Origin of the sequence: Streptomyces sp. NPDC006743 (assembly GCF_040703815.1) — a bacterium.
Classification (GTDB): domain Bacteria; phylum Actinomycetota; class Actinomycetes; order Streptomycetales; family Streptomycetaceae; genus Streptomyces.
In genome coordinates this window covers 256358-279085 of record NZ_JBEYJA010000001.1, presented here as the reverse complement: position 1 = coordinate 279085, position 22728 = coordinate 256358, and the positions used below count along the sequence as shown (strand labels likewise).

General features: G+C 73.8%; 21 protein-coding genes. 10 read left to right on the top strand and 11 right to left on the bottom strand.

What is annotated here, in order from left to right; genetic code table 11:
* The first annotated feature begins 154 nt into the window (after window positions 1-154).
* Window positions 155-892, top strand: coding sequence for an SDR family oxidoreductase (locus ABZ719_RS01150; protein WP_366723156.1), 738 nt, complete (start codon window positions 155-157; stop codon window positions 890-892).
* Window positions 893-1117: 225 nt separating this feature from the next.
* On the opposite strand, the gene ABZ719_RS01145 is transcribed toward ABZ719_RS01150, so the two are convergent.
* Window positions 1118-3157 carry a BTAD domain-containing putative transcriptional regulator gene (locus ABZ719_RS01145; RefSeq protein WP_366723155.1) on the bottom strand — a complete coding sequence of 680 codons (2040 nt, stop codon included), beginning with the start codon at window positions 3155-3157 and terminating at the stop codon, window positions 1118-1120.
* Window positions 3158-3551: 394 nt separating this feature from the next.
* On the opposite strand from ABZ719_RS01145, the gene ABZ719_RS01140 reads away from it, so the two are divergent.
* Both ABZ719_RS01140 and ABZ719_RS01135 read left to right on the top strand, forming a co-directional pair.
* Window positions 3552-4430 carry an alpha/beta hydrolase gene (locus ABZ719_RS01140; RefSeq protein ID WP_366723154.1) on the top strand — a complete coding sequence of 293 codons (879 nt, stop codon included), beginning with the start codon at window positions 3552-3554 and terminating at the stop codon, window positions 4428-4430.
* 185 nt (window positions 4431-4615) lie between these two features.
* The gene (locus ABZ719_RS01135) at window positions 4616-4951 is read left to right on the top strand and encodes a WhiB family transcriptional regulator (protein WP_037860399.1); all 336 of its coding nucleotides are present in this window, start codon (window positions 4616-4618) and stop codon (window positions 4949-4951) included.
* Between the two features lie 222 nt (window positions 4952-5173).
* On the opposite strand, the gene ABZ719_RS01130 is transcribed toward ABZ719_RS01135, so the two are convergent.
* Both ABZ719_RS01130 and ABZ719_RS01125 read right to left on the bottom strand, forming a co-directional pair.
* A complete protein-coding gene (locus ABZ719_RS01130; RefSeq protein ID WP_366723153.1) occupies window positions 5174-6001 on the bottom strand; it encodes an NAD(P)H-binding protein in 828 nt (275 codons plus the stop codon).
* A complete protein-coding gene (locus ABZ719_RS01125; RefSeq protein WP_366723152.1) occupies window positions 5998-7017 on the bottom strand; it encodes an EamA family transporter in 1020 nt (339 codons plus the stop codon). The genes ABZ719_RS01130 and ABZ719_RS01125 overlap by 4 nt, the downstream gene beginning before the upstream one ends.
* Window positions 7018-7095: 78 nt before the next feature.
* Here ABZ719_RS01125 and ABZ719_RS01120 point away from each other — a divergent pair, with 78 nt between their 5' ends.
* Complete coding sequence (locus ABZ719_RS01120; protein WP_366723238.1) at window positions 7096-8058, top strand: LysR family transcriptional regulator; 963 nt, start codon at window positions 7096-7098, stop codon at window positions 8056-8058.
* Between the two features lie 370 nt (window positions 8059-8428).
* Here the strand turns inward: ABZ719_RS01120 and ABZ719_RS01115 are convergent, their stop codons facing one another.
* The 3 genes from ABZ719_RS01115 to ABZ719_RS01105 all read right to left on the bottom strand — a co-directional run bounded on the left by ABZ719_RS01115 (window position 8429) and on the right by ABZ719_RS01105 (window position 12872).
* Window positions 8429-10117: a phospholipid carrier-dependent glycosyltransferase gene (locus tag ABZ719_RS01115; RefSeq protein ID WP_366723237.1), complete on the bottom strand. Its 1689-nt coding sequence runs from the start codon at window positions 10115-10117 to the stop codon at window positions 8429-8431.
* Window positions 10118-10524: 407 nt separating this feature from the next.
* Window positions 10525-11409, bottom strand: coding sequence for a helix-turn-helix transcriptional regulator (locus ABZ719_RS01110; RefSeq protein ID WP_366723151.1), 885 nt, complete (start codon window positions 11407-11409; stop codon window positions 10525-10527).
* Window positions 11410-11639: 230 nt separating this feature from the next.
* The gene (locus ABZ719_RS01105; protein WP_366723150.1) at window positions 11640-12872 is read right to left on the bottom strand and encodes an NAD(P)/FAD-dependent oxidoreductase; all 1233 of its coding nucleotides are present in this window, start codon (window positions 12870-12872) and stop codon (window positions 11640-11642) included.
* A gap of 217 nt (window positions 12873-13089) precedes the next feature.
* Here ABZ719_RS01105 and ABZ719_RS01100 point away from each other — a divergent pair, with 217 nt between their 5' ends.
* Both ABZ719_RS01100 and ABZ719_RS01095 read left to right on the top strand, forming a co-directional pair.
* A complete protein-coding gene (locus ABZ719_RS01100) occupies window positions 13090-13692 on the top strand; it encodes a TetR/AcrR family transcriptional regulator (protein WP_366723149.1) in 603 nt (200 codons plus the stop codon).
* 182 nt (window positions 13693-13874) lie between these two features.
* Window positions 13875-14408: a DUF4232 domain-containing protein gene (locus ABZ719_RS01095; protein ID WP_366723148.1), complete on the top strand. Its 534-nt coding sequence runs from the start codon at window positions 13875-13877 to the stop codon at window positions 14406-14408.
* Window positions 14409-14442: 34 nt separating this feature from the next.
* On the opposite strand, the gene ABZ719_RS01090 is transcribed toward ABZ719_RS01095, so the two are convergent.
* Window positions 14443-15192: a TetR family transcriptional regulator gene (locus tag ABZ719_RS01090; RefSeq protein WP_366723147.1), complete on the bottom strand. Its 750-nt coding sequence runs from the start codon at window positions 15190-15192 to the stop codon at window positions 14443-14445.
* 138 nt (window positions 15193-15330) lie between these two features.
* Between ABZ719_RS01090 and ABZ719_RS01085 the strand changes: the two genes are divergently transcribed.
* The gene (locus tag ABZ719_RS01085; RefSeq protein WP_366723146.1) at window positions 15331-16140 is read left to right on the top strand and encodes an SDR family oxidoreductase; all 810 of its coding nucleotides are present in this window, start codon (window positions 15331-15333) and stop codon (window positions 16138-16140) included.
* 40 nt (window positions 16141-16180) lie between these two features.
* On the opposite strand, the gene ABZ719_RS01080 is transcribed toward ABZ719_RS01085, so the two are convergent.
* Together ABZ719_RS01080 and ABZ719_RS01075 are read right to left on the bottom strand one after the other, a co-directional pair.
* Entirely contained in the window at window positions 16181-16687 is a 507-nt protein-coding gene (locus tag ABZ719_RS01080; RefSeq protein ID WP_366723145.1) for a DinB family protein, read from the bottom strand.
* Window positions 16688-16912: 225 nt separating this feature from the next.
* Window positions 16913-17545: a class I SAM-dependent methyltransferase gene (locus ABZ719_RS01075; protein WP_366723144.1), complete on the bottom strand. Its 633-nt coding sequence runs from the start codon at window positions 17543-17545 to the stop codon at window positions 16913-16915.
* Between the two features lie 186 nt (window positions 17546-17731).
* On the opposite strand from ABZ719_RS01075, the gene ABZ719_RS01070 reads away from it, so the two are divergent.
* The gene (locus tag ABZ719_RS01070) at window positions 17732-18751 is read left to right on the top strand and encodes an AraC family transcriptional regulator (protein WP_366723143.1); all 1020 of its coding nucleotides are present in this window, start codon (window positions 17732-17734) and stop codon (window positions 18749-18751) included.
* A gap of 134 nt (window positions 18752-18885) precedes the next feature.
* Here ABZ719_RS01070 and ABZ719_RS01065 read toward each other — a convergent pair whose 3' ends face one another.
* Together ABZ719_RS01065 and ABZ719_RS01060 are read right to left on the bottom strand one after the other, a co-directional pair.
* On the bottom strand, window positions 18886-19317 hold the full coding sequence (locus tag ABZ719_RS01065; protein ID WP_366723142.1) for a response regulator: 432 nt from the start codon (window positions 19315-19317) through the stop codon (window positions 18886-18888).
* Between the two features lie 3 nt (window positions 19318-19320).
* On the bottom strand, window positions 19321-19692 hold the full coding sequence (locus tag ABZ719_RS01060; RefSeq protein ID WP_366723141.1) for a hypothetical protein: 372 nt from the start codon (window positions 19690-19692) through the stop codon (window positions 19321-19323).
* Window positions 19693-19812: 120 nt separating this feature from the next.
* Between ABZ719_RS01060 and ABZ719_RS01055 the strand changes: the two genes are divergently transcribed.
* The gene (locus ABZ719_RS01055; RefSeq protein WP_366723140.1) at window positions 19813-21390 is read left to right on the top strand and encodes an ATP-binding protein; all 1578 of its coding nucleotides are present in this window, start codon (window positions 19813-19815) and stop codon (window positions 21388-21390) included.
* The gene (locus ABZ719_RS01050) at window positions 21387-22601 is read left to right on the top strand and encodes a fused response regulator/phosphatase (RefSeq protein WP_366723139.1); all 1215 of its coding nucleotides are present in this window, start codon (window positions 21387-21389) and stop codon (window positions 22599-22601) included. Before ABZ719_RS01055 ends, ABZ719_RS01050 begins: the two co-directional genes overlap by 4 nt.
* Window positions 22602-22728 lie beyond the last annotated feature (127 nt).

Genomic DNA, 22728 nt, shown 5'->3' with positions numbered 1-22728 from the left:
CGCGCACGGCGTACGGCGTGGCGCGACACGTGCGACGCGCACGGCGTACAGCGCCGCACGAGGCGTGCGACGCGCACGGCGTGGATGAGGTGCGTGCGGGGAAGGCGGCGGCTCTCGCCGTCGTCGCCCCGGCGCCGACCGGAAGGACGAAGTCATGTCGGGAATCGACGGCAAGGTCGTGGCGATCACCGGAGCGAGCAGCGGCATCGGTGAGGCGACCGCGCTGCTGCTCGCCGAACGCGGTGCCCGCCTGGTGCTGGGCGCGCGCCGGAGCGAGCGCCTGGCGGAACTGACGGCACGGATCGAGAAGGCGGGTGGCGAAGCCGTCCACGTCCGCACGGACGTGGCCCGCGCGCAGGACCTGCGGGCACTGGTGGCCCTGGCCGTGGAGCGGTTCGGCCGGCTCGACGTGCTGGTGGGCAACGCGGGGGTGGGCATGGTGTCCCCCCTCGACGACCTGCGGGTCGAGGAATGGGACCGGATGGTCGACGTCAACATCAAGGGCCTGCTGCACGGCGTCGCGGCCGCACTGCCGCTCTTCCGGGCGCAGGGCAGCGGGCACTTCGTGACCACGGCCTCCACCGCCGCGTACCGCGTCGTACCGGACATGGCGGTCTACGCCGGGACCAAGTGCGCGGTGCGCGCCATCTGCGAGGGACTGCGCCAGGAGGCCGGTGAGTCCCTTCGGGTGACCACCGTCTCGCCCGGGGTGATCGCCACCGGCTTCGCCGAGGCGTCGACGAACCCCGTCGTACGGGCGCGGCTGACGGAGATGCGCGACCGGGTGGCCATCGCGCCCGGGGCGATCGCCCGCGCCGTCGCGTTCGCCGTCGAACAGCCCGCCGACGTCGACGTGAACGAGATCGTCGTCCGCCCGACCGCCCAGGCCTGACCGGCACGCCGCCGAACTCCTGCTGTCCGCGTGCGGCACGCTCAGGGACCCGGACACACAGGAACCCGCACACGTCCTCTCACTGCCCGGTCCCCTGGCTGACAACGAACCGGGCCGGTTCCCGCGGAACCGCGGGCCGGCGCCGCGGCCCGGGGAGGCCGGCGCGGCGCGCCACGGCACGCGCCGCGTTCCCGGGCCGCGTCGGGCCACGGGCCGGGACGCGCGTCAGGCCGGGGCGCCGTCGGCCAGCAGGGCGAGGTGGTCGGCGACCGGGCCGAGCGTGATCAGACCGCTGCCGGCGCCGCCCTGCTCGGCCGCCGCCGGCGCCAGCGCCGTCCGGGCCCGCGCCATCAGGGCCCGGTCGCCCACCGCCACCGCGGCTCTGGCCAGGAGGCACCACATGGCCTCGTACATCAGGTCGCGCGGCGGCGGCGCCGCGTCCGCCAGCGCCCGCGCCGCCTCCGGGAGACGTCCCTCGCCCACCAGGAGCACCGGACGCACCCACGGCTCGTACGGCCCCCAGCCGCCGCTCAGCTCGCCGTTGCCCCCGCCGCTGCGGTCGGCGGTTCCGGCGGCGGGCAGGTCACCGGCACCGCCGACCGGCAGCCCGTGCCGCAGCCGAACGCTCAGCAGCGCCAGCGGCAGCAGGCCCTGCTGCAGTCCGGGCATCCCCGACCCGTGCAGGCATCCGGCGGCATCCGCGTAGGCGGCCAGGGCCGCGTCCGGCGGTCCGGTCATGGCGGTGCGCAGCGCCCGGAACCAGGTGGTGAACACCGAGACCAGCGGCAGGTCGTGCCGGGCGGCCAGTTCGTCGGCCGCGCTCGCGTGCCGGCCGGCCCCCGCCAGGTCCGACAGGGCGCACCGGGCCTGCACGCGGACGAGGTGGCCGAGCACCTCGGAGCGGACCAGGCCGTGGCGGGCCGCCAGCGCGACCAGCTCGGCCCCGACGGCGTCCCGCCGGGCCGCGAGCCCGGCCCGCTGGAACGTCTGCATGAACGTGCCGTTCAGGGCGAAGCAGAGCAGGGCCGCGTCGCCGAGTCCCCGGGCGATCTCCTCCGCCTGCCGGGCGGCCCGCAGCGGGCGTGCCGCCGCCCCGCCCGCCGCCTCGTCGGCGGGCAGGGTGCCCCGGGACTCCACGGCGACGGTCGCCAGCAGCCGGCAGCGCGTCGCGTCGTGCCCGCCGGACGGCAGCAGCCGCAGGGTGCGCTCGGCCGCGCCCACCAGCCACCGGGCCTGCTCCGGGTCGTCCGACCGGGTCCAGACGGCCGGGACGTCGTACGCCCCGATGACGCGGGCGGTCAGCTCGGGATCGCCGAGCTGTTCCGCGGCGGCCACGGCCGCGACCCGGTGCCGCCGGGCCGCCTCCAGGCCCCCGCCGCCCGTCACCGCCAGGTCGCGCATCAGGCTCGCCGTCGACTCCAGCCGGGTCCGCGCCCGCGAGCCCAGGGAACTCTCGTACGCGGCGGTCGCCCGGCTCCACACGTCGTCGATCGAGGAGCCGGCGCCCGGGTCCAGGTGTTCGGCGTGCCGCAGGACGTCCTCCTCCAGCCGCCGCAGCCGCGGGCCGGGGTCCACGCCGAGGTGTTCGCGCAGCATGGCCCGCGCCCGCCGCAGGACCGACAGCGCGTCGGCCTGCCGCCCGGACCGGTACAGCGCCAGGGCCAGCAGCCGCCACGCGTCCTCGCGCCACGGGTGCTCCGTGACGTGCGCGTCCAGGCCGGGCACGGTCGCGGCCGCCTCCCCGAGGGCGATACGGGCCTCGGCGCGGCGCTCCACGGCGTGCAGGCGCAGTTCGGTGAGCCGGGCGCGTTCCGTGCGCAGCCAGCGTTCGTCGCCGAAGTCGGCGAAGGCGGGGCCGCGCCACCAGCCCAGCGCCTCGCCCAGCCCGGCCGCCACCCGTTCCGGCCCGGCGTCGGCCAGGGCGTCCACCGTCTGCTCGAACCGCCAGGCGTCCACGTCGTCCTTCGCGGCCCGCAGCGCGTAGCCGGGGCCCTCGGTGACGAGCAGCCGGGACGGGGTCCGCGGCGGCCGGTCGGGTTCGAGGGCCCGGCGCAGATCGCCGACGAAGGTGCGTACGCTGCCGACGGCGCGGGCGGGCGGATCGTCCCACAGGTCCTCGGTCAGCCGGGTCACCGGCACGACCCTCCGGTGGGCGACGACGAGGCGGGCCAGGACCGCGCGGTGCCGGGGTCCCTTGAGCGCGAGCGGGTCCCCGGCCTCGTCCCAGGCCGCCACGGCCCCCAGCACCCCGATCTTCACACGCACTCTCGCCGCCCGTCCTCTCCGTCCGCTCGCTCCGCCCAATCTAGCCAGCCCCTCGGAAACACCTGGACGGCAATCCCCGGCACCGCGGGCGAACAGCCCAGGTGCCCGTGCCCGTGCTCGCCCTCGTAGTCGTATTTGTACTCGTGCCCGTGCCCGTCCCGCGCTTGTGCCCGTGCCCCGTCCGTCCTGACCGGCGTGCGCGCCGACGCGTCGACGAATCCGCCCCGCTCCCGAGCACAGTCGCCGCCCTGCCCGCCACGGCGAGGGCCGGCGGCGGGTTCGTTCATCCGTTGCTGATCGGGGGCCCGCAGGCTGGGTGCACGGCCGGGCGGCTGCCGCCGCGACGGCCCGGCACACCTGTCCATCACCTCACCACCGACCGAGGAGCAGCGCCATGACACACACGATCCCGGGTTTCGACCAGCAGCGGGTGACCGTCGACGACGGTGTCGGCCTCCATGTCGCCGTCGGCGGCAGCGGAGCGCCGGTCGTCCTGCTGCACGGCTTCCCGCAGACCCACCTGATGTGGCGGCACGTCGCCGCCGATCTGGCGGCCGACCACACCGTCATCTGCCCCGACCTGCGCGGATACGGGGCCAGCGACAAGCCGCGGGAGGACGGCCCGCACACCTACTCCAAGCGGACCATGGCCCAGGACATCGTCACCCTCGCCCGCGCCCTGGGGCACGAGCGGTTCGCCCTGGCCGGGCACGACCGGGGCGCCCTGGTGGCGTTCCGCGCCGGGCTCGACCACCCGGACGCCGTCACGCACCTGGCCTGCCTGGACGTCCTGCCGACCCTGGACATGTGGGAGGCGCTGCACGGGACCTCGGCCGCGGTCGGCTTCCACCTGTACCTGATGGCCCAGCCGCCGGGGCTGCCGGAGGCGATGATCGAGGCGAGCGCCGACACGTTCTTCGCCCACTTCCTCGACCTGTGGGCGAAGGACCCCGACGCCGTGCCGGGACCCGTGCGCCAGGCGTACCTGGACGCCTGCCGGGCCGCGGTGCCGTCCATCGTGGCGGACTACCGGGCCTCCGCCGGCATCGACGTCGAGCACGACAAGGCGGACCGCGCGCACGGGAGGCAGCTCACCATGCCGGTCTCCGTGCTGCAGCAGGACTGGGGCGCCGCGCTCGGTTACGAGGCCGCCGCCCTGTGGAGCGCCTGGGCCGCCGACCTGGACCACTCCACCGTGTCCTGCGGTCACTTCATGGCCGAGGAAGCCCCCCAGGACATCACGGAGGCACTGCGGGCGCTGATGAAACGCTGACGCTTCACCTCCTCGAACTCCCCTATACCGCCAAGCTTTACGCGCCTGCAATCCGGGTCACCCGAAGGTGTGGAACGGTGGCCGCGGGAACTGACGGCATATGCCCGACTGCCGTACTGTCACGTCCCTGCCCGCAAGTCGGGTGGAAAAACCGCTGGCCATAAAGGGGAGAGGACGGCGCCGGGGTGGTTTCGGACAACGAGGAGTGGGGCGAGCTGGCGGCCTGCCGGACCGCCGACCCTGACGAGCTGTTCGTTGAGGGGGCCGCTCAGAACAGGGCCAAGATCCTGTGCAGCGGATGTCCCGTGCGCACCGAATGCCTGGCGCACGCCCTCGACAACCGTATCGAGCACGGGGTCTGGGGCGGCATGACGGAACGGGAGCGGCGCGCCCTGCTGCGGCGCCGCCCCACCGTGACGTCCTGGCGGCTCCTGCTGGAGACGGCTCGCACGGAGCACGAACAGCAGGGCCGCGGGACGGACCGCCCGCGCTGGGCGGAGCGTTGGGCCGCGACGGGCTGACGCGCCGGCGGACTCACGGACTCATGGGATCGCGGGCTCACGGTCTCATGGGAAGCGCGCCGAGACACGCAGGGATCGAACGCGCCCTGTCCGAAGAGGGATTGGCGATGCTCGATGCCTCCCACACGGTCATGGAGTCGCACGAGGAGCGGCACCGCGCCGTGATCGCCGTGGCCTCCATCGGGGACGGCGTGCCGGTCGTCCGGCGGGGCCTGGCCCGGCTCAGGCTCGGTTCCGGATCGGCTCAGGCACAGGTTCCGGCTCCGGTTCCGGTTCCGGCTTCCGGTCTTCGTGGGCCACGGTGATGTGGCGGCCGCGGCCGGGGGTCTCCACTTCGTCGACCACCGCGACGGCCAGATCCTCGGCGCTGATCCAGGACCGGCCGTCGGCGCCGGTGAGCAGGGTGTCGGTGCCACGCCGGTAGCGGCCGGTCCGGGCGCCGGGCCGCAGCACGGCCGGTGGACTCAGGTAGACCCAGTCGGCACCGGTGTGCGCCTGGCAGGCCCGCAGTTGGGCGATGCCCGCGGCGGCCACGTCGCGGAATTCCGCGGGTACGTGGACGGGGTCGTCCGCCACCAGCAGTCCGTCGCCGCCGGGGCTGCGCAGCGCACCCGCGCCGCCGACCACGAGGACCCGGAGGCCGAGCGGGGCGGCGGCGTCCAGCACCGTACGGGTGGCGCCGACCAGGAACTCCGCGTCGGCGGGCTCGGTCCGTACGGCCAGGACGACGGCGTCCGCGACGGCGTCCACCGCGGGATCGCCCACCGCACGATCCCGCACGGCGGCATCCCGCACGGCGGCATCGCGCGCCGCCAGGACGCGGGGCGCCGGGTCGTCCGCGGCGGGGCCGGTGAGGGCCGCGCGCACGGCGTGCGGGTCCCGCACGTCGACCGCGAGCGGCGTCACGTACGCGGAGGTGTGCGCGGGCTCGCGCGGGGGCTTGCGGGACATGGCGAGCACCCGGTGCCCGCGGGCGGCGGCCTCGGTGATCACCCGGCTGCCCACCATCCCGGTGGCACCCAGCACGGCGAGGGTCGTACGGGAACTCATGGTGTCCGCCCTTCGGCCATCCGGTCAGCGGGTGCCCGGCCTGCCCGGGGGAGGAGGTCCGCTCGTGCGCGGCGGGGTGCCGGCCGTCCGCCGCGCCGGCGGAGACCGGACAGGTCCGGGGGACTGAGCTGTGCCGCGAGCAGGGCGGCCAGCGCCAGCAGGAAACCGAGGACCTGCGGCAGGCTGAGCGACTCGCCGAGGACGAGGCCGACGACGGTCGCCACCAGCGGGGACAGCAGCACCAGCGGTGCGGACGCGCCGACCGGGAGGCTGCCGATGCCCCGGAACCACAGCGTGTACGCGATCAGCCCGCCCATGCCGCCGAGCCACAGGTAGCCGCCGGCCGCCCCCGCGTCGATCCGCTGGGGCACTCCCTCGATCGCGAGGGTGAGCGGAAGCAGCAGCAGCCCGCCGGCCGTCAGCTGCCAGCCGGCCAGTGCCAGGGGACCGACGCCCGCGGGACGGCCCCAGCGTTTGGTGAGGACGACCCCGCACGCCATGGTCGCCGTACCGCCGAGGCCCGCGAGGACCCCGACGGCGTCCAGCCGGGCCTGCGGCCCGAGGACGACCAGTCCGACGCCGATCACGCCGATCACCCCCCAGATCAGGCGCCACGCCGAGGGCCGGTCGCGCAGCACCGCGACGGCCAGGGCGGCGACCAACAGCGGCTGGGCGGCGCCGAGGGTGGCGGCGACACCCCCGGGCAGCCGTTCGGCGGACAGGAACAGCAGCGGGAAGAACGCGCCGATGTTGAGCACGCCGAGGACGGCGGCCTTCCACCACCAGGTGCCGCGCGGGAGCGCGCGGGTCAGGGCGAGCGCGATCAGCCCGGCCGGCAGGGCGCGCGTCAGTCCGGCGAACAGCGGGTGCCCCGGGGGCAGCAGCTTCGTGGTCACGGCGTACGTGGTGCCCCAGGAGGCGGGGGCGAGTGCGGTCAGTGCGAGGGTCACCAGGTGCCGGGGCCGCGGCTGCGAGGTCCGCGGGGGTCCCGGTGACCGTGGGGTCGAGGAATGCATGCAGCGAGTCTCGGACCGTACCCACCATGATTCCAAAGCATGGTTGTCATCACAGCCATGAACAATGACGATGGATGGATGGACCTCCAGCAGATGCGGTACGTCGTCGCCGTCGCAGAGACCCGCAACTTCACCCGCGCCGCCGAGCGCTGCTCCGTGGTGCAGTCGTCCCTCAGTCACCGGATCGCCGGCCTGGAACGGGAACTGGGGGTCAGGCTGTTCGCCCGGACCAGCCGCAGGGTCGAACTGACCGGCGCGGGCGAGGCGTTCCTCGCCGCCGCGCGCGAGTGCCTGGCCGCCGCCGACCGCGCGGCCGCCGACGCCGCCGCGGCGACCGGTGCGGTGCGCGGGCGGCTCGGCGTCGGCGTGATCGTGACCACGGCCGCGGTGGACGTGCCCGAGGTGCTCCAGCGGTACCGCGCCCTGCACCCCGACGTCCACGTCGTGCTGCGTTCCGGGCGCAGCGACGAGCTGGTGGCGGCGATCCGCGACGGCGACCTGGACATCGCCTTCCTCGGCCTGCCCGAGGGCGAGCGGCCCTCCGGGGTGGAGAGCCTCGTCCTCGACCACGACGAGCACGTGCTGGTGGTGCCCGCCGGTCACCGGCTGGTGGGCGCCTCCCGGGTGACGTTGAGCGAGATCGCCGGGGAGACGTTCGTGGACTTCGTGTCCGGCACACCCGGCCGGGCCCAGACCGACCAGGCGTTCACCGCCGCGGGCCTGGTCCGCGAGGTCGCGTACGAGGCCGCGCTCATCGAGCTGATCATCCGGCTGATCGCACGCGGCCTCGGTGTGGCCCTGCTGCCCTCGGCGTTCATCGGCCCGGCGGCCGCCGCCGAGCCCGGACTCGCGCTGGTGCCGGTGGTCGACGGCCCGCACCGCGTCGAACACCTGGCGTGGAGCCGGTTCAACCCCAGCCCGGCCGCCCGCGCGATGCTCCGCGTCCTCGGCGTCGGCCCCCGGGCGCAGGGCCTTTCCGGTGGTTCTCCGGGGAAGGAAGCCGGCCTGAGAGCGATTCCACGTCATCGCGCCACCTACTGAGCCGCGCCGCCGTCGGCCTCCTGTGCGCCGGGCTGCTCGTGCCGTGCAGGTGCTCCAGTATCTGCTTCCAGGTGAACACCCGGCCCGGCGCCGACGCCAGCATCTCCAGCACGGCATCCGCCGCCGGATCTCCTCCAGGGCGGCCCGCCCGTCGTGGACGACACCGACCGCATGGCCCTCCCTCTCCAGGTAGCGGCGGATGAGATCGGTCTGTTTGGGATCGTCGTCGGCGAGCACGATGTACGCACACATGGGGCCATCGTAGGAAGCACGGCAGGTGACACCCACCGCTGCCGCACATGTCGGCGCGGGAGCACCGGACGGCGACAGGAATCCGACAACTTCCTGACATCCGGCGGGAGAAGAGGGCTCAGATCCAGGTGTCGAGCCACATCCTGGCGAGCCAGTCGGCGTAGGGGATCGTCTGCCCGGTGTAGAGCGGCAGGAAAGAGAGGAAGTTCCCGACGATGAGCACGACGAGCACACCCGCGGCCGCCGTCCCGGCCGCGCGGCGCCGGTCGGTGGCGCCCGGCGGGCCGGCCAGGGCACCCAGCAGCATCGTCACGGCCAGACACAGGTACGGCACGAAGACGACCGCGTAGAAGGAGAAGATCGTGCGGTCCTGGTAGAGGAACCAGGGCAGGTATCCGGCCGCCACCGCGCACAGCACCGCACCGGCGCGCCAGTCGCGGCGCAGCGCCCAGCGGTGGAGCAGGTAGGCGAGGGCGCAGCAGGCCGTCCACCACAGGAGCGGAGTGCCGAGCGCGAGGACCGTCTGTGAGCAGTCCGCGGCGGTGTGGCAGCCGTCGTGCCCGGCCTTCGGCGACTGGTAGTGGAAGAGCACCGGGCGGCCCAGGACGAGCCAGCTCCACGGGTTGGACTGATACGTGTGAGGAGTGTGCAGCCCCACGTTGAACTGGTAGACGGCGTCCTCGTAGTGCCACAGGCTGCGCAGCGGGGCGGGGATCCACGACCAGGTTCCGCCGCGGCCGTCGGCCCAGTGGCGGCCGTAACCGTCGTCGGACAGGAACCAGCCGGTCCAGGTCGCCAGATAGGTCACCGCGGCCACCGGGACCAGGGACAGGACGGAGCGGCCCAGCTCCTTGCGCAGCACCGCGCGCCACGGCCGGCGGGCCCCGGCGACGCGGCGCGCCCCCACGTCCCAGAGCAGGGTCAGGACCACGAAGAACGCCAGCACATACAGGCCGTTCCACTTCGTCGACGCCGCGAGCCCCAGGAAGAGCCCGGCCGCGATCCGCCAGGGCCGCACCCCTGTCCCGGCACGGTCGCCGGTGTGCGCGTCCGGGCGCACCCGGCCGTCCGCACCGGTGGGCAGGGCCGCCGCGAGCCGGCCCCTGGCGCGGTCGCGGTCGATGAGCAGGCAGCCGAACGCGGCCAGGACGAAGAACATGACGACGAGGTCCAGCAGTGCCGTGCGGCTCATCACCACGTGCAGTCCGTCCACCGCCATCAGCACGCCGGCCAGGCAGCCCAGCAGCGTCGAACGGAAGAGGCGGCGCCCGGTCCGGCAGAGCATGAGCACCGACAGGGTGCCGAGGGCCGCCGTCATGAAGCGCCAGCCGAACGGATCCAGGCCGAACATCCACTCACCCAGGCCGATCACCCATTTGCCCGCCGGGGGGTGGGCGACGAAGGCCCCGGTGTCGGAGAGCTGGACGGCCTGCGGGTGGGCGAGGATCCGCGGGTCGGCGACCTTGCGGTCCGGCCAGGTGCTCTCGTATCCGAGCCGCAGCAGGGACCAGGCGTCCTTGGCGTAGTAGGTCTCGTCGAAGACCAGGCTGCGCGGCCGGCTCAGGTGCCGGAAACGGATCACCCCGGCCAGGACGGCGACGAGCACCGGTCCCAGCCAGTCCATCACCTTCGCGACGCGGTACGCCCGTGCCGGACCGACACCCAGCAGCTCCCACACACGTGTCGAGGGCCGCGCGAACGGCGGAACCAGCCGCTCACGGACGTCGGTTCCCGGCCGTGCCACGTATCCGAAGCGGCGAAGCCATTCCGGCCGGCCACCGGGCTCCGCCGTCACCGCCACCGCCACCGTCGTCGCCGTCGTGGCCGTCAGCTCAAGTGGGCTGTCCGGAACGGGAGAACGGGGCACGTGGTCGTCGCTGCTCGTCACCGGACCACGATAGGCGCTGGCGCGCCCGCGACCGCTATGTGTCTCGGCCGGCCGGCTTTCGAGCCACTAGGTGTTTCGCCCGGGACAGGATGGTTTCGACCGACATGAGCGTCCCGGCGGACGGAAGTGTTTCGCCCGGATCGAGCTTCTCGACGGACGGAAGTGTTTCCACCGGATAGAGCTTCCCGGCAGACAGAAGTGTTTCGCCCGGAACGGGATTCGCGATGGACAGGAGTGATCGACCGGCACGAGTGACCGGCGGGAGTGTTTCGGTCTGGGTGTGTTTCCTGAGCGGCCAGGTGTCTCAGAGCCGGCGATGCGCTGCGTCAGTCCGGCCGACGGGGCTGGGCCAGGCCGTCGTCCCGGGCTGCCGGGTGGCGGGGCGCGGCCGGTGTGAGGGCCGCCGCGGCGAGGAGCGCGAGCTTGTCGGCGCTCCCGCTGCCGGCGTCGGGGTGGTAGACGACGAGCATCTGCCCGGCGGTGCCGCCGATGCCGAGTTTCTCGCGGTTCAGCTGGAGGTCACCGACCTGCGGGTGGTCGATGCGCATGGGCGCGCCCTCGCGTGCCCGGACGTCGTGCCGCGCCCAGAGCTGCCGGAAGCGGGGGCTGGCCAGGGAGAGTTCACCGACGAGTTCGATGAAACGAGGATCGTCGGTGTCGGTGCCGACGGATTCCCGGAAGCCCGCGACCAGGCCCTGGGTGGCCTCGGGCCAGTCCGGGTACAGCTCCTGCTCGGCGGGGTCGAGGAACACGTCGCGCAACCGGTTGCCGCCCGCCACCAGACGGGGCGAGAGCGCGGTCGCCAGGGCGTTGGCGGCCAGGACGTCGAAGTAGCGGCCCTCCACGAACGCGGGCAGCGGGAGGGTGGCGAGGAGTTTGGCGATCCCGGTGGGAACCTTCTCCTTCCTGGGACGGCGCCGTGAGCGCCGTGGCCGGTCCGCTCCGAGACCGAGCAGGTAGGCCGTCGCGTCCTCGTCGAGGAGGAGCACCCGGGCGAGGGATTCGAGGACCTGGACGGACGGGTTGCGGTCGCGGCCCTGTTCCAGGCGCAGGTAGTAGTCGGCGCTGATGCCGGCGAGCATCGCGACCTCCTCACGGCGCAGCCCCGGCACCCGCCGCACACCCAGGACGGGGATCCCGGCCTGTTCGGGAGTGACGAGTTCACGGCGGGCCCGGAGGTACTCACCCAGCGGATTCGGCTCGTCGCTCATGCGCCCCACCGTAAGTCACGCGAGGGCGGACGTGCCTGGCCCTGTCACCCCCACCCGGAAGCCGGAGGCCAGAAGCCGGAAGCCATAGCCACAAGGCAGATGTCAGAAAGCCCCGGCAGTCGGCACCCGGCAGCAGGCCACCCGGCAGCAGGCCCACTGGGTGGTCCGGTGCCCTGCGGTGGCGGCGCGGCCGTGCTGAACATGCGCCCGCTTCAGTGCCGGGCCTCCGCTCAGTGCCGGGCCTCCGCGCCGACGGGCGCCGTCGCGTCCGCGCCGGCGGGCTCCTCCGCGTCCGCGCCGCCGAAGTCGGGCACGCCCGACAGCAGGTGTTCGGCGCCGCCCTCGAGGGCGGCGGCCGTCTCGATCGCGCGGGGGAGCATGGTCTTCTCGTAGTCGCGGACCGCGTCGTCGACGGTGGAGGCGTCGGCGAGGGCGAGCGCCAGTTCGCAGGCGTCGAGCATGGCGAGGTTGACGCCGACGCCGAGCGGGGGCATGAGGTGGGCCGCGTCGCCGAGCAGGGTGACCGTCGGGTGGTGCTCCCAGGTGTGCGGGACGGGCAGGGCCAGGATCGGGCGGTGCACGTAGGGGCCGTCGTTGTCACTGATCATCTGCCGCAGGCGGGGGGACCAGTGGGCGTACTCGTCGAGCAGCAGGGCGCGGAGGGCGCCGGTGTCGTCGGCGGTGAGACCGCGCCGGGCGATCCAGTCGACCGGGACGCGGCGGATGAGGTACACGCGGATGTGGCCACCGCTGTTGCGCTGGGCGAACATGCCGCGCTCGCCGTCGGCCGCCGCGGCGCTGCCCGGCCCGACCAGGTCGGCGATGTCCGGGTGCCGGTTCTCGACGTCGGAGAACCACGCCTCCAGGAAGCTCACGCCCGTGTACTGGGGCACGGCGGCGGAGACGGCGGGACGCACCCGGGAGAAGGCCCCGTCGGCGCCGATGACCAGATCGGCCTCGGCGGTGGTGCCGTCGGTGAAGCGCAGGCGCCGCGGTCCGTCGGCGGGGCCGCTGATCGTGTCCAGCGTCCGGCCCCAGCGCACGGTTCCCGGACGCAGCGAGCCGAGCAGCAGGTCGCGCAGCTGACCGCGGTCGATCTCCGGCTTGAACCGTTCGCCGGCCGCCGGGACGTCGTGCAGGACGAGGGTGCCGTCCGGGTCCATCCGGCGCATTTCCTGCCCTTCGGGGCGGGACAGCTCGAAGAACCGGTCGAGCAGGCCGGCCTCGCGCAGCGCGATCTGCCCGTTGTCGGCGTGCAGGTCGAGGGTGCCGCCCTGGTCGCGGGCGCCCGGGCCGGCGTCGCGTTCGTGGACGGTGACCGCCATGCCGTGCCGCTGGAGGATACGGGCACAGGTCAGCCCGCCGGGCCCGGCACCGATGATGCTGATCCTGGCGCGGGCGGGGTGGGGTGAGGCCGCGGCGGCTGCGGCGGGGGTGGTCTGGGCGGCGGGGTTCGCGGTCATGGCGGTTCTCCTTCGTCGGGGTTCGGCCGAGGCGACTTCCACGGATCCCGACCGTCGGCTGATCGCTTGATCACCCGATGGGGCTGATCACCCGATGGGCTGATCGCCCGATGGACGGATCAGCCGATCGGCTCGGTGGCTCCAGAAAAGCAGAACCAATAAAAAAGTGCAACGAGTCAACTTAACCATCGATGCCACTCTCGGCTATGCTCGGCTCATGACCGTGCCTCCCGCCAGCCGCCGCGAACGCAAGAAGGCGGCCACCCGGCGAGCGATCGCCGACGCCGCGCTCCAGCTCTTCCTGGAGCGCGGCTACGACCAGGTGAGCATCCGGGACATCGCCGACGCGGCCGACGTGTCGACCACCACGGTGTTCAAGCACTTCACCGGCAAGGAAGCCCTGGTGTTCGACCAGGACGAGGACCGGGAGGCGGAACTGGTCGCCGCGGTGCGGCGCCGGCCGGCGGGGCGGAGCATCCTCGACGCCCTCCGGCAGCATGTGCTCGACACCTGGCTGCCCGTCGCGGAGCACCCGCAGCGGGCCGGCTTCACCGGCCTGGTGGAGTCCACACCGGCGCTTCGCGCGTACGCCGAACGCATGTGGACCCGGCACACCGACGCCCTCAGCGCGGCCATCGCCGACGAGACAGGTGTCGGCCACGACGACCTCGCGTGTGCGACCCTCGCCCGGTTCGTCCTGGAGATCCCGGCCCTCGCGGGCGGTCGTCAGGACCGCCGGGCCGCGGTCGAGGAGATCTTCGGCATCCTCGCCCACGGCTGGGAACCGCCGGCCGGCGCGACGGCGGCGCGCGACGCCTGACCACCGGTCCTGGCGAGGCCGCGCCCCCCCCACACGGCCTGCGTGTTCGCGGGACCGATCGGGCAGCCGGCTGTGTCCGTCCTGGGACATTCCCCGGGACGGGGACGGGGCAGGAGTTGTCTTGACCATGGTTCGGCGGAGGACACCCGCCGAACCATCACGCAAGGCAAGGAGTGTTCAGGATGCGTACGACCCGGAAGTCCACCGCCGTCACGGCCGCCGTGGCCGCGGTCACCGCCGTCGCGGGGCTGGCGGTCGCCGCCGGCGGGGGAACCGCCCAGGCCTCGCCCGCGCCCACCCCCGCCCGCGCGGCCGCCCCTTCGGCCTGCCGGCCGGCCAACCACCTCGCGAAGATCACCGAAGGGCCCGCCAGTTCGGGCCACACCCACTACCGGGTGACGCTGACCGCGCCGCGCGGGTACGCCTCGTGCGAGCTGGCCGGTTCACCCACGGACGTACGGTTCTCCCACCACGGCACGGAGACCGGCGTCACCGCGGGCCGTTACGGCAGTCAGGGCGGCGTGGTGACCTTCGGCCCGGGGCATCCGGTGCACTTCGACATCCAGGTCCCCAGCGCCCGCCGCGGCACCGCCGCCGACGAGGCGTCGTTCACGCTGCGGGCCCCCGGTGGCCAGATCCCCGGCACGTCCGTCGCCGACGGCAAGCTCAGCGTGGCCCCCGGCACCCTCGTCGGCCCGGTGCAGCGGGGCGCCTGACCGTCGCTTTCCCGCCACCGCGCCGGTACGTCGCTCAGGGGCCCCGCTGCTCGGCGGCCTCGTTCCCGAGCCGGCCCGCGGTGGCGGCGAGGGTGCGGGCGGTCTCGATCACGGTGGCGCGGCGGCGGGCGAGGGCGGCCCGGTAGGTCGGCTCGCCCAGGGCCATGCGGCACATTCCGGGCACCGCGAAGTTCCAGGCGATCAGTCCCATGAGGGTGAACAGCAGGTCCTGGGCGACGCGGAGACGGGCGTCCTCGGGCAGCCCGGGTGCCACGCCGCCGCCCCCACGCCCCTCGCCCATGAGCCGGTACGCCTTCTCGCGGAACGCGTCACGGAACTCCCGTTCGTGCTCCCCGTCCCGCTCGCCCTCGTCCGCGCGGCCTCCGGTGCCGCCGCCGTCACCGTCACCGCCCGTCCGTGCGCCCGCGGCCTCGGTCGCGCCGTCGCACGCCTCGTCCCCGCCGTCGCCCGTCTCCAGCGCCTCCCACAGCAGCAGCCGGATCAGCTCCGGGTGGTGCTGGTACCAGTCGAAGACCTGCCCGACCGACTCGGCCACCGCGTCGGGATCGACGGAGATGCTGACGCTGATTTCCGCGAGCTTCGCCCGCAGGACGGCCGCGAACAGCTTCTCCTTGTTGCCGTAGTAGAGGTAGATGGCCTGCTTGTTGGCTCTGGCGGCCGCAGCGATCCGGTCCACCCTTGCTCCGGCCAGGCCGCGGTCGGCGAACTCGGCAGCGGCGGCGGCGAAGATCCGCCGTCTGGTGTCCTCCGCGTCATAGGCCATGGGATGAATTAAACCATCCGGTTGACTCTGCGCCCTCGGGAGGGCAGCATCGTCCCGAGTAAAACAACCAGATGGTTTATTGTTGTCATGCCGCCCTCCGGCAACCGTGTGGCGTCCGATTCGTCGAAAGGCTCTCCCATGAGCACTGCCACCCCCGTTCCCCCGAACCCCGTCCCCGTCCGATCCCCGCTGCCCGGCGCCCTGGCCGGCACGACCGCCGTGCTGGTCGGCGGAAGCTCGGGCATCGGGCTGGCGGCGGGCGAGCTGCTGCGCTCGGTGGGCGCCCGCGTCGTGCTGGTGGGGCGCGACCCCGACCGGCTGAAGGCCGCCGTCGCCCGGGTGCGCGCCGCCGGCCCGGCCGAGGACCCCGACGACAGCGTGCTGGCCGTGGCGGGCGACAGCGCGGACGAGGGCACCCTGGCCGAGGCCTTCGACACGGCGGGCCACGTCGACCACGTGTTCGTCACCGCGGGCGGCGTCGGCGGCGCCGGCCCCGTGACCGAGCTGTCGGCCGAAGACCTCCGCACGGTCTTCGAGTCCCGTGTGCAGACGGCTTTCACGGCCGCCCGCGCGGTGGCGACCCGGCTGCCCGCCGGCGGCTCGCTGACCTTCAGCTCCGGGATCCTCGTGGTCCGCCCCCTGCCGGGGATGAGCAGCCTGCTGTCGGCCGCGGGCGCTGTGGAGACGCTCACCAGGGCCCTCGCCGTCGAATTCGCCCCCGCACGCCTGCGGGTGAACACCGTCCGCTTCGGCCGGATCGACACCCCGCTCCTGCGCTCGCGGCCGGGACTGGGCTCCGACGACGCGGTCGCCGCCGCCGGGGCGGGCGCTCCGCTCGGCCGCTTCGGGACCGCGGCCGAGGCCGCCGCCTCCGCCCTGTTCCTCATGGCCAACACCTACGTGACCGGCCAGGTCATCACCGTCGACGGGGGCGAGACCCTCTTCTGACGCCGGGCTCCGGCGGGCGGCACTCCGGCCGTCGGCCTTCTCAGCGTCCGGTCGCGCCGTCGATCAGCTCGCGCAGGATGTCCGCGTGACCGGCGTGCCGGCCGGTCTCCTCGATCAGGTGGGTGAGGGCCCAGCGGACGCTGGGAGCGGGGCGGCCGGGCCGGGGCCGGGGGACCGGTGCGCCGAGGTCGGCACATGTGTCGAGTACGCCGTTCGCCTGCGCGACCGACTCCCGGTAGCGGGCGACGACATCGGCCACGCCGTCCCCGGGAGCGGCGTGGAAGGTCGCCTGCCAGTCGGTCACCTGCTCCCCGAGGAACGTCGCGCGCTCGACGAAGGTGAGGTGGTTGAGCAGACCGAGCAGGTTCGTGCCCGACGGCACCCCGGCGGACCGCACCGCCGGTTCGGGGGCGCTCTCCACCTTCGCGGAGACCGACTCGCGCAGGTAGTCGAGGAAGCCGCGCAGCACCTCGCTCTCGCTGCTGCCGGTGCGGGGCGGCGGGGTGTCGCCGCGGCGTCCGCGGCGGGGGTCGGTGGTCCTGCCCATGGAGACTCCTCGCGGGAGCCGCACCGGTTCCGGCGGTGCGGCGGACGGTCGGGGACGGCGGTGCGGAGGACGGGTCGGGGACGGCGGTGCGGTGCCTGGTCACGAAGAGGAGCGCGGTGCCTGGTCACGGAGGAGGGCCGCGGTACCTGGTCACGAAGGAAAGGCGCGGTTCCTGGTCGGGAAGGGGAGCCGGGGTACCTGGCCAAGGGAGCGGTGCGCGTCCGGTCAGGACCGGGTGGTGCGGCGGATGAGCAGGACGTGGTCGGTGACCTCCGCGGTGCGCCCGTCCGGCCCGGTCGCGGTGCGGCGGGGCGAGTCGGCCCGCTCCACCGTCCACGCGAGGGGGTCGAGGCCGATGCCGGCGGCGACCTGCCGCGGGTCCGGGTGGCGGAGGCCGGGATCCTGGTTCCACGACCACGGGGCCGTCGAACCGTGGTCGACGACCAGCAGCCGGCCGCCCGGGCGCAGCGCGTGCGCGGCCGAGCGCAGGACGGCCGCCCGGTCCAGCTCGAGGGGAGTGTGCAGGTAGTGGGCGCTGACGAGGTCGTACGCGCCCGGCGGGAACGAGTCGCGCAGGTCGTGCTGCGTGGCGGTGACGCGGTCGCCCAGACCGCGTGAGCGGGCGAGGCCGGTGAGCCGCTCGACGGCCACGGCCGAGACGTCGACGGCGGTGACGCGCCATCCCTGGCCGGCGAGCCACAGCGTGTCGCCGCCTTCGCCGCACCCGAGGTCGAGCGCGTCGCCGGCCGGCAGGCCCGTGACCGTCTCGGTGAGCCGTGCGTTCGGCCGCGGATCGGTGGCGGCCGGCCGGGCCGCGTAGACGTCGTCCCAGAAGGTGACCGGGTCGGTGGTGCTCATCAGGACGCTCCTTGTGTCGGGGAACACGTCCGAGTCTTGTCCCGCTCCCCGGGATCCGGCACGGCTTGTTGCCGGTTCGGCAAGCAGGCCCGGACGGCCCGGAGTTCACTGGCCGGCGCCGGCCGGGCGGGCGTCCGGCCGCCTGCCGACGCCCGGGGGAGACGGGAGCGGCCGTAGGGTTACGGGGTGTTCGACACGCCCGACTTCGACCTGGCGCCGTACGCGGATCTCGACACCGGCGGGCTCGTACGGCGTACCCACTGCAGCTGGCACGCCGCGGGCTGGCGGTCCCTGCTCGTGCAGTGCTTCACCCATGCCCGGGAAGTGGAGTCCTTCGCGCTGCCGGGAGTGGCGGACCTGCATCTCGTCCTGGCCGTCGACGGGGAGACGGAGATGCGGGTGCGGGACGGCACGGACCCCGGAACCGGGACGAGTACCGGACCCGGGGCGGGCAGGGCGGTGCGGCGGCGCTGGGTCCCGGGCCGCCTGGAGCTGATGGTGCCCGGCCGTCCGACCACGCGCAGTTACCGTGCCGCCTCCGCGTCGGCGATGCGGAGCGTCCAGGTGCACGTCCCGCGGGCCACCGTCGAACGGATCGCGGCCGAACTGGGCGGCCCGGCGCCCGACTTCGCGGCGATCGGGGCCGGACTGGCCGCGGGGGACGAGGTCGTCGAACAGGTCGTGCGCGCCCTGCCGGCCGCCGGACACGCCGGTGACCTGTACGCGGAGTCGGCCGCCGCCTTCCTCGTGACGCACCTGCTGACGCGGGGCCGGGCGGGCTGGGACCACCGCCTCCCGGGCCCCGAGCACGGGGCCGTCCGCGCGGGCCTCGCGATCATGCGGGAGCGCCTGGCCGATCCGCTGACGCTCGCGGACATCGCCGGCGAAGTGCACCTGAGCGTCTACCACTTCGTCCGCGTCTTCCGCGACGCCACGGGCCAGACACCGCACCGGTACCTCACCGGCCTGCGGATCGAGCGGGCCAGGCGGCTGCTGTCCGGCACCGGCCTCACCGTCGCGCAGATCGCCGAACGCTGCGGGTTCTCCGGCCCGGGCAGCCTGTCCTCGGCGTTCCTGGCACACGTGGGCGTCAGGCCGTCGGCGTACCGAGCGAACAGCGGCACGGGCCGGCACCAGGACTCCGGTTGCAGGCATCAGGACTCCGGTTCCCCGGAACTCCGGACGAAAGGAGAGCCCGGCTCGTGACGCGCGGCACGCACGCACGCTCGCGGCACTGCCGGGACGTGCCGGTGCCTCCGCTACGACGGCCTTCCGGCGCCTCGCGGTCGCACGCGCACGGACACCGCGAACCGACCGGACTCCCCTTCTGTCCGCAGCTCTTACTCCTTCGGAGGCTTGACGGCGATGTCGAGGTAGAAGGTGTCGATGCTGCGGACCGCCGCCTCGAACTCCTCCAGGTTCACCGGCTTGGTGACATAGGCGTTGGCGTGGTGACGGTAGGCGCCGGTGACGTCGTCGGGCGCGGACGAGGTGGTCAGCACCACGACGGGGATCGTCCGCAGCTCGGGGTCCTCCTTGACGACGGCGAGGAACTCCCGCCCGTTCATACGGGGCATGTTGAGGTCGAGCACGATCAGGTCCGGGCGCTCGTTGGCCGGGTCACGCAGGTAGTCCAGGGCCGCGATGCCGTCGGGGACCTGGGTGAGATTGCGGGTGCCTCGCTCGGCGAGGGCGTCCTGGATGAGCATCGCGTCGGCGATGTCGTCCTCGACCAGCAGCACGTCGTTGGGGCGGGTTGCGGCGGCAGCCATGATTCACGAGCTCCGGGGTGTGGGGCGGGGGTGGGCGGGGGGTGCGCTGGCGGTGATCAGCCCGGGCCAGCGGCGCCGGGCTCCTTGACGGCTGATACTGATGGCCCGGCCGATCTCGGGGTATCCGGCTCCGCCGGCGGCCGCGGTGCGGGCCGCCTGGTCCTCCAGCTGCCGGAGGGCCTGCTTCACGCCGGTCAGCAGCCGCAGCCGTTCCAGCGCCCGGCGACGGGACTGGTGGGCCGCGTCCGGGGAATCGGCCTGCGAGGCGACGGCACGGGGGTCCGATGCCAGACGCCGGGCGAGTTCGTCCACCATCTGAGTCACCAGCGCGACCGTCTCTTGCGAGAGCTGGGGAGGCGGAACGGAACCAGGCATGGCCCCAGGCTACGGTGTTGATCTCCCCCGGGACAACATACGTTGTCGGAGCGTGGGTAAAGTGAGCATGCCGTGAGCCTGACCGGGTCCGGGACTGCCGAGGGAGAGACGCGAAGCGGGATGCAGAGCAAGCCGTCCTACACCGAAGGTGCGTTCTCCGGCTGGACCACCCGGCGCTGGCTGCGTACCGGCGTCGCGACCGCGGCGGTCGTCCTGGCCATGCTGGGTTCGCTCGGCGGCTGGGCCATGTGGCGTACCTCTCAGATCACCGCCGACCTGGTCGACCGGCGTTCCCCCGCCCTGATCCAGGCCATGCGCGTGGAACAGGCGCTGGTCAACCAGGAGACCGGCATCCGCGGTTACGGCCTGTCGGGCCGCTCCGACTTCCTCCAGCCCTACGCCCAGGGCCTGGGGGACGAGAAGACCGCGCTGGGGCGCCTGCGCCCCCTCGTCGAGGGCGATCCCGAGGCCGCCGCCGACCTCGCCGAGGTCGAGAAACTGGCCGGGACCTGGCAGCGGCGGATAGCCGGCCCCGTCTCCGCCGCATCCGCCGGCGACGCCGTGAAACTCGCCACGGACCGGGCGGCGGAGGGCAAGACCTCCTTCGACGCGCTGCGGCACGCGATGACGCGGCAGCAGGCCCAGCTGGAGGAGGAGCGGGCCACCGCCGCCCGGGAACTGCGGCAGGCGGAGACGCTGCGGAACTGGATGTTCGCCGTCATCGCCGTCGTCATCGTGCTGCTGGCGGTCCTCGTCTTCGAGGGGCTGCGCCGCGGCATCACCGGCCCGCTCAGCCGGCTCGGCTCGCAGGCCAGGGACGTGGCCGGGGGCCGCTTCGACCTCTCCTTCACCGGCACCGGCCCCGCCGACCTGCGCCGGCTGGCCGCCGACGTGGAGTCGATGCGCCGCCGCCTGGTGGAGGAACTGCAGGTCAGCGAGGAGGCCCGGCAAATGGTCGACGAACAGGCGGAAGACCTGAAACGGTCGAACACGGAACTGGAGCAGTTCGCCTACGTCGCCTCCCACGACCTGCAGGAACCGCTGCGCAAGGTGTCCAGCTTCACACAGCTGCTGCAACGACGGTACGGAGGGCAGCTGGACGACCGCGCCGACCAGTACATCTCGTTCGCCGTCGACGGCGCCAACCGCATGCAGAACCTCATCAACGACCTGCTGGCCTTCTCCCGCGTCGGCCGCGTGCACAACGACCACCGGGCCGTCGACCTGGAGGAGATCGTGAGCCGGGTGCTCGACGATCTCAGCGTGACCGTCGAGGAGACCGGCGCCGAGATCACCCACGACCCGCTGCCCACCGTCGTCGGCGACCCCACCCAACTGGGCACGCTCTGGCAGAACCTGCTGTCCAACGCCGTCAAGTTCCGCAGCCCCGACCACGCGCCGCACATCCACATCAGCGCCGCGCAGGACGGCGACACCTGGGAGTTCGCCGTCAGCGACAACGGCATCGGCATCGCCGCCGAGTTCCAGGAGAAGGTCTTCGTCATCTTCCAGCGGCTGCACACCAAGGACGCCTACCCGGGCACCGGCATCGGCCTGGCCATGTGCAAGAAGGTCGTGGAGTTCCACGGCGGGAGCATCGCGATCGACCCCGACTACAAGCTGGGCACCCGCGTCGTCTTCACCCTCCCGGCCGCCGGGACGGAGCCGGCGTCCGAGGAGAGAGAGCCGCAGCCGTGACCGACCGAGCCGCGGACGGCGGGGGCCAGTTCCGGATCGTCCTCGTGGAGGACGACGACGGCGACGCCCTCCTGGTCGAGGAACTCCTCTACGACACCGACCTGCCGCACACCCTCACGCGCTGCCGCACCGCCGCCGAGGCCCGCCGCACCCTCGCGGCACACCCCTGCGACTGCGTCCTGCTCGATCTGCACCTGCCCGACGCGACCGGAGTGGAGACGGTCCACGCGATCGAGGCGGACACCCACGCCGCGATCATCGTCCTGACCGGGCTGGACGAGCCCCGCGCCGGGGTCGACGCCCTCGCCGCCGGCGCCCAGGACTACCTCGTGAAGGGCAAGGTCGAGCCCGACCTGATGCAGCGCGCCGTGCGCTACGCCATCCAGCGAAAGCAGGCCGAGCGCGCCAACGCGGCCCTCCAGATCGGACGCCTGCGCGCCGAGGAGAACGCCCGCCTCGAGCGCGGCCTGCTGCCCGAACCCCTCCTGTCCTCCGCCGCCGTCACCGCGTCCAGCCGCTACTACCCGGGAAGGGCCCAGGCCCTGCTCGGCGGGGACTTCCTCGACGTCGTCCAGACCGACGACGGGCAGGTCCACGCGATCATCGGAGACGTCAGCGGCCACGGCCCCGACGCGGCGGCGCTCGGCGTCTGCCTCCGCATAGCGTGGCGCGCCCTGACCCTCGGCGGCCACCGCGACCAGCACCTGCTCCACCTGCTGGAACAGATCCACATCGCCGAGCGCACCGGCAGTGACCTGTTCACCACCTGCACCCTCATCACCCTGGACCCGGACGCCGCCACCCTCACCCTGCACCTGGCCGGCCACCACGAACCCCTCCTCGTCACGGACGACGGCACCCGGCAGGTGAGCGCCGCCCACGGCATCGCCCTCGGCATCGCCCCCGGACTGGGCAAGTGGACCGCCACCACCCTCGCGCTGCCCGACCGGGGAGGGCTCATCGCCTACACCGACGGCCTCATCGAGGGATTCGCGGACAGCACCGACGAACGGCTCGGAGCGGACGGCCTGCTGCGCATCATCGACACGCTCCAGGCCCCCGACCCCGGCACCCACCTCGACCGGCTCGTCGCCCGGACCCGCACCCTCAACGCCGACCGGCACACCGACGACCTGGCGGTCCTGCGCCTGGACTGGGACCTCGCCGCCGCCACCGCCGACCGGCCGGACGCCCGCAGCGGCGGGCACTGACCTCACGGAGCGGTACAGCCGGACCTGACCGCCGCCCCCGCGGCCGGCGGTCAGGTCCGCGGGGAAGCCCATCAGGGAGAAGTCGTTCCGCTTCCTGTCGCTCTTCTGTGACAGTCCGGGAGACAAA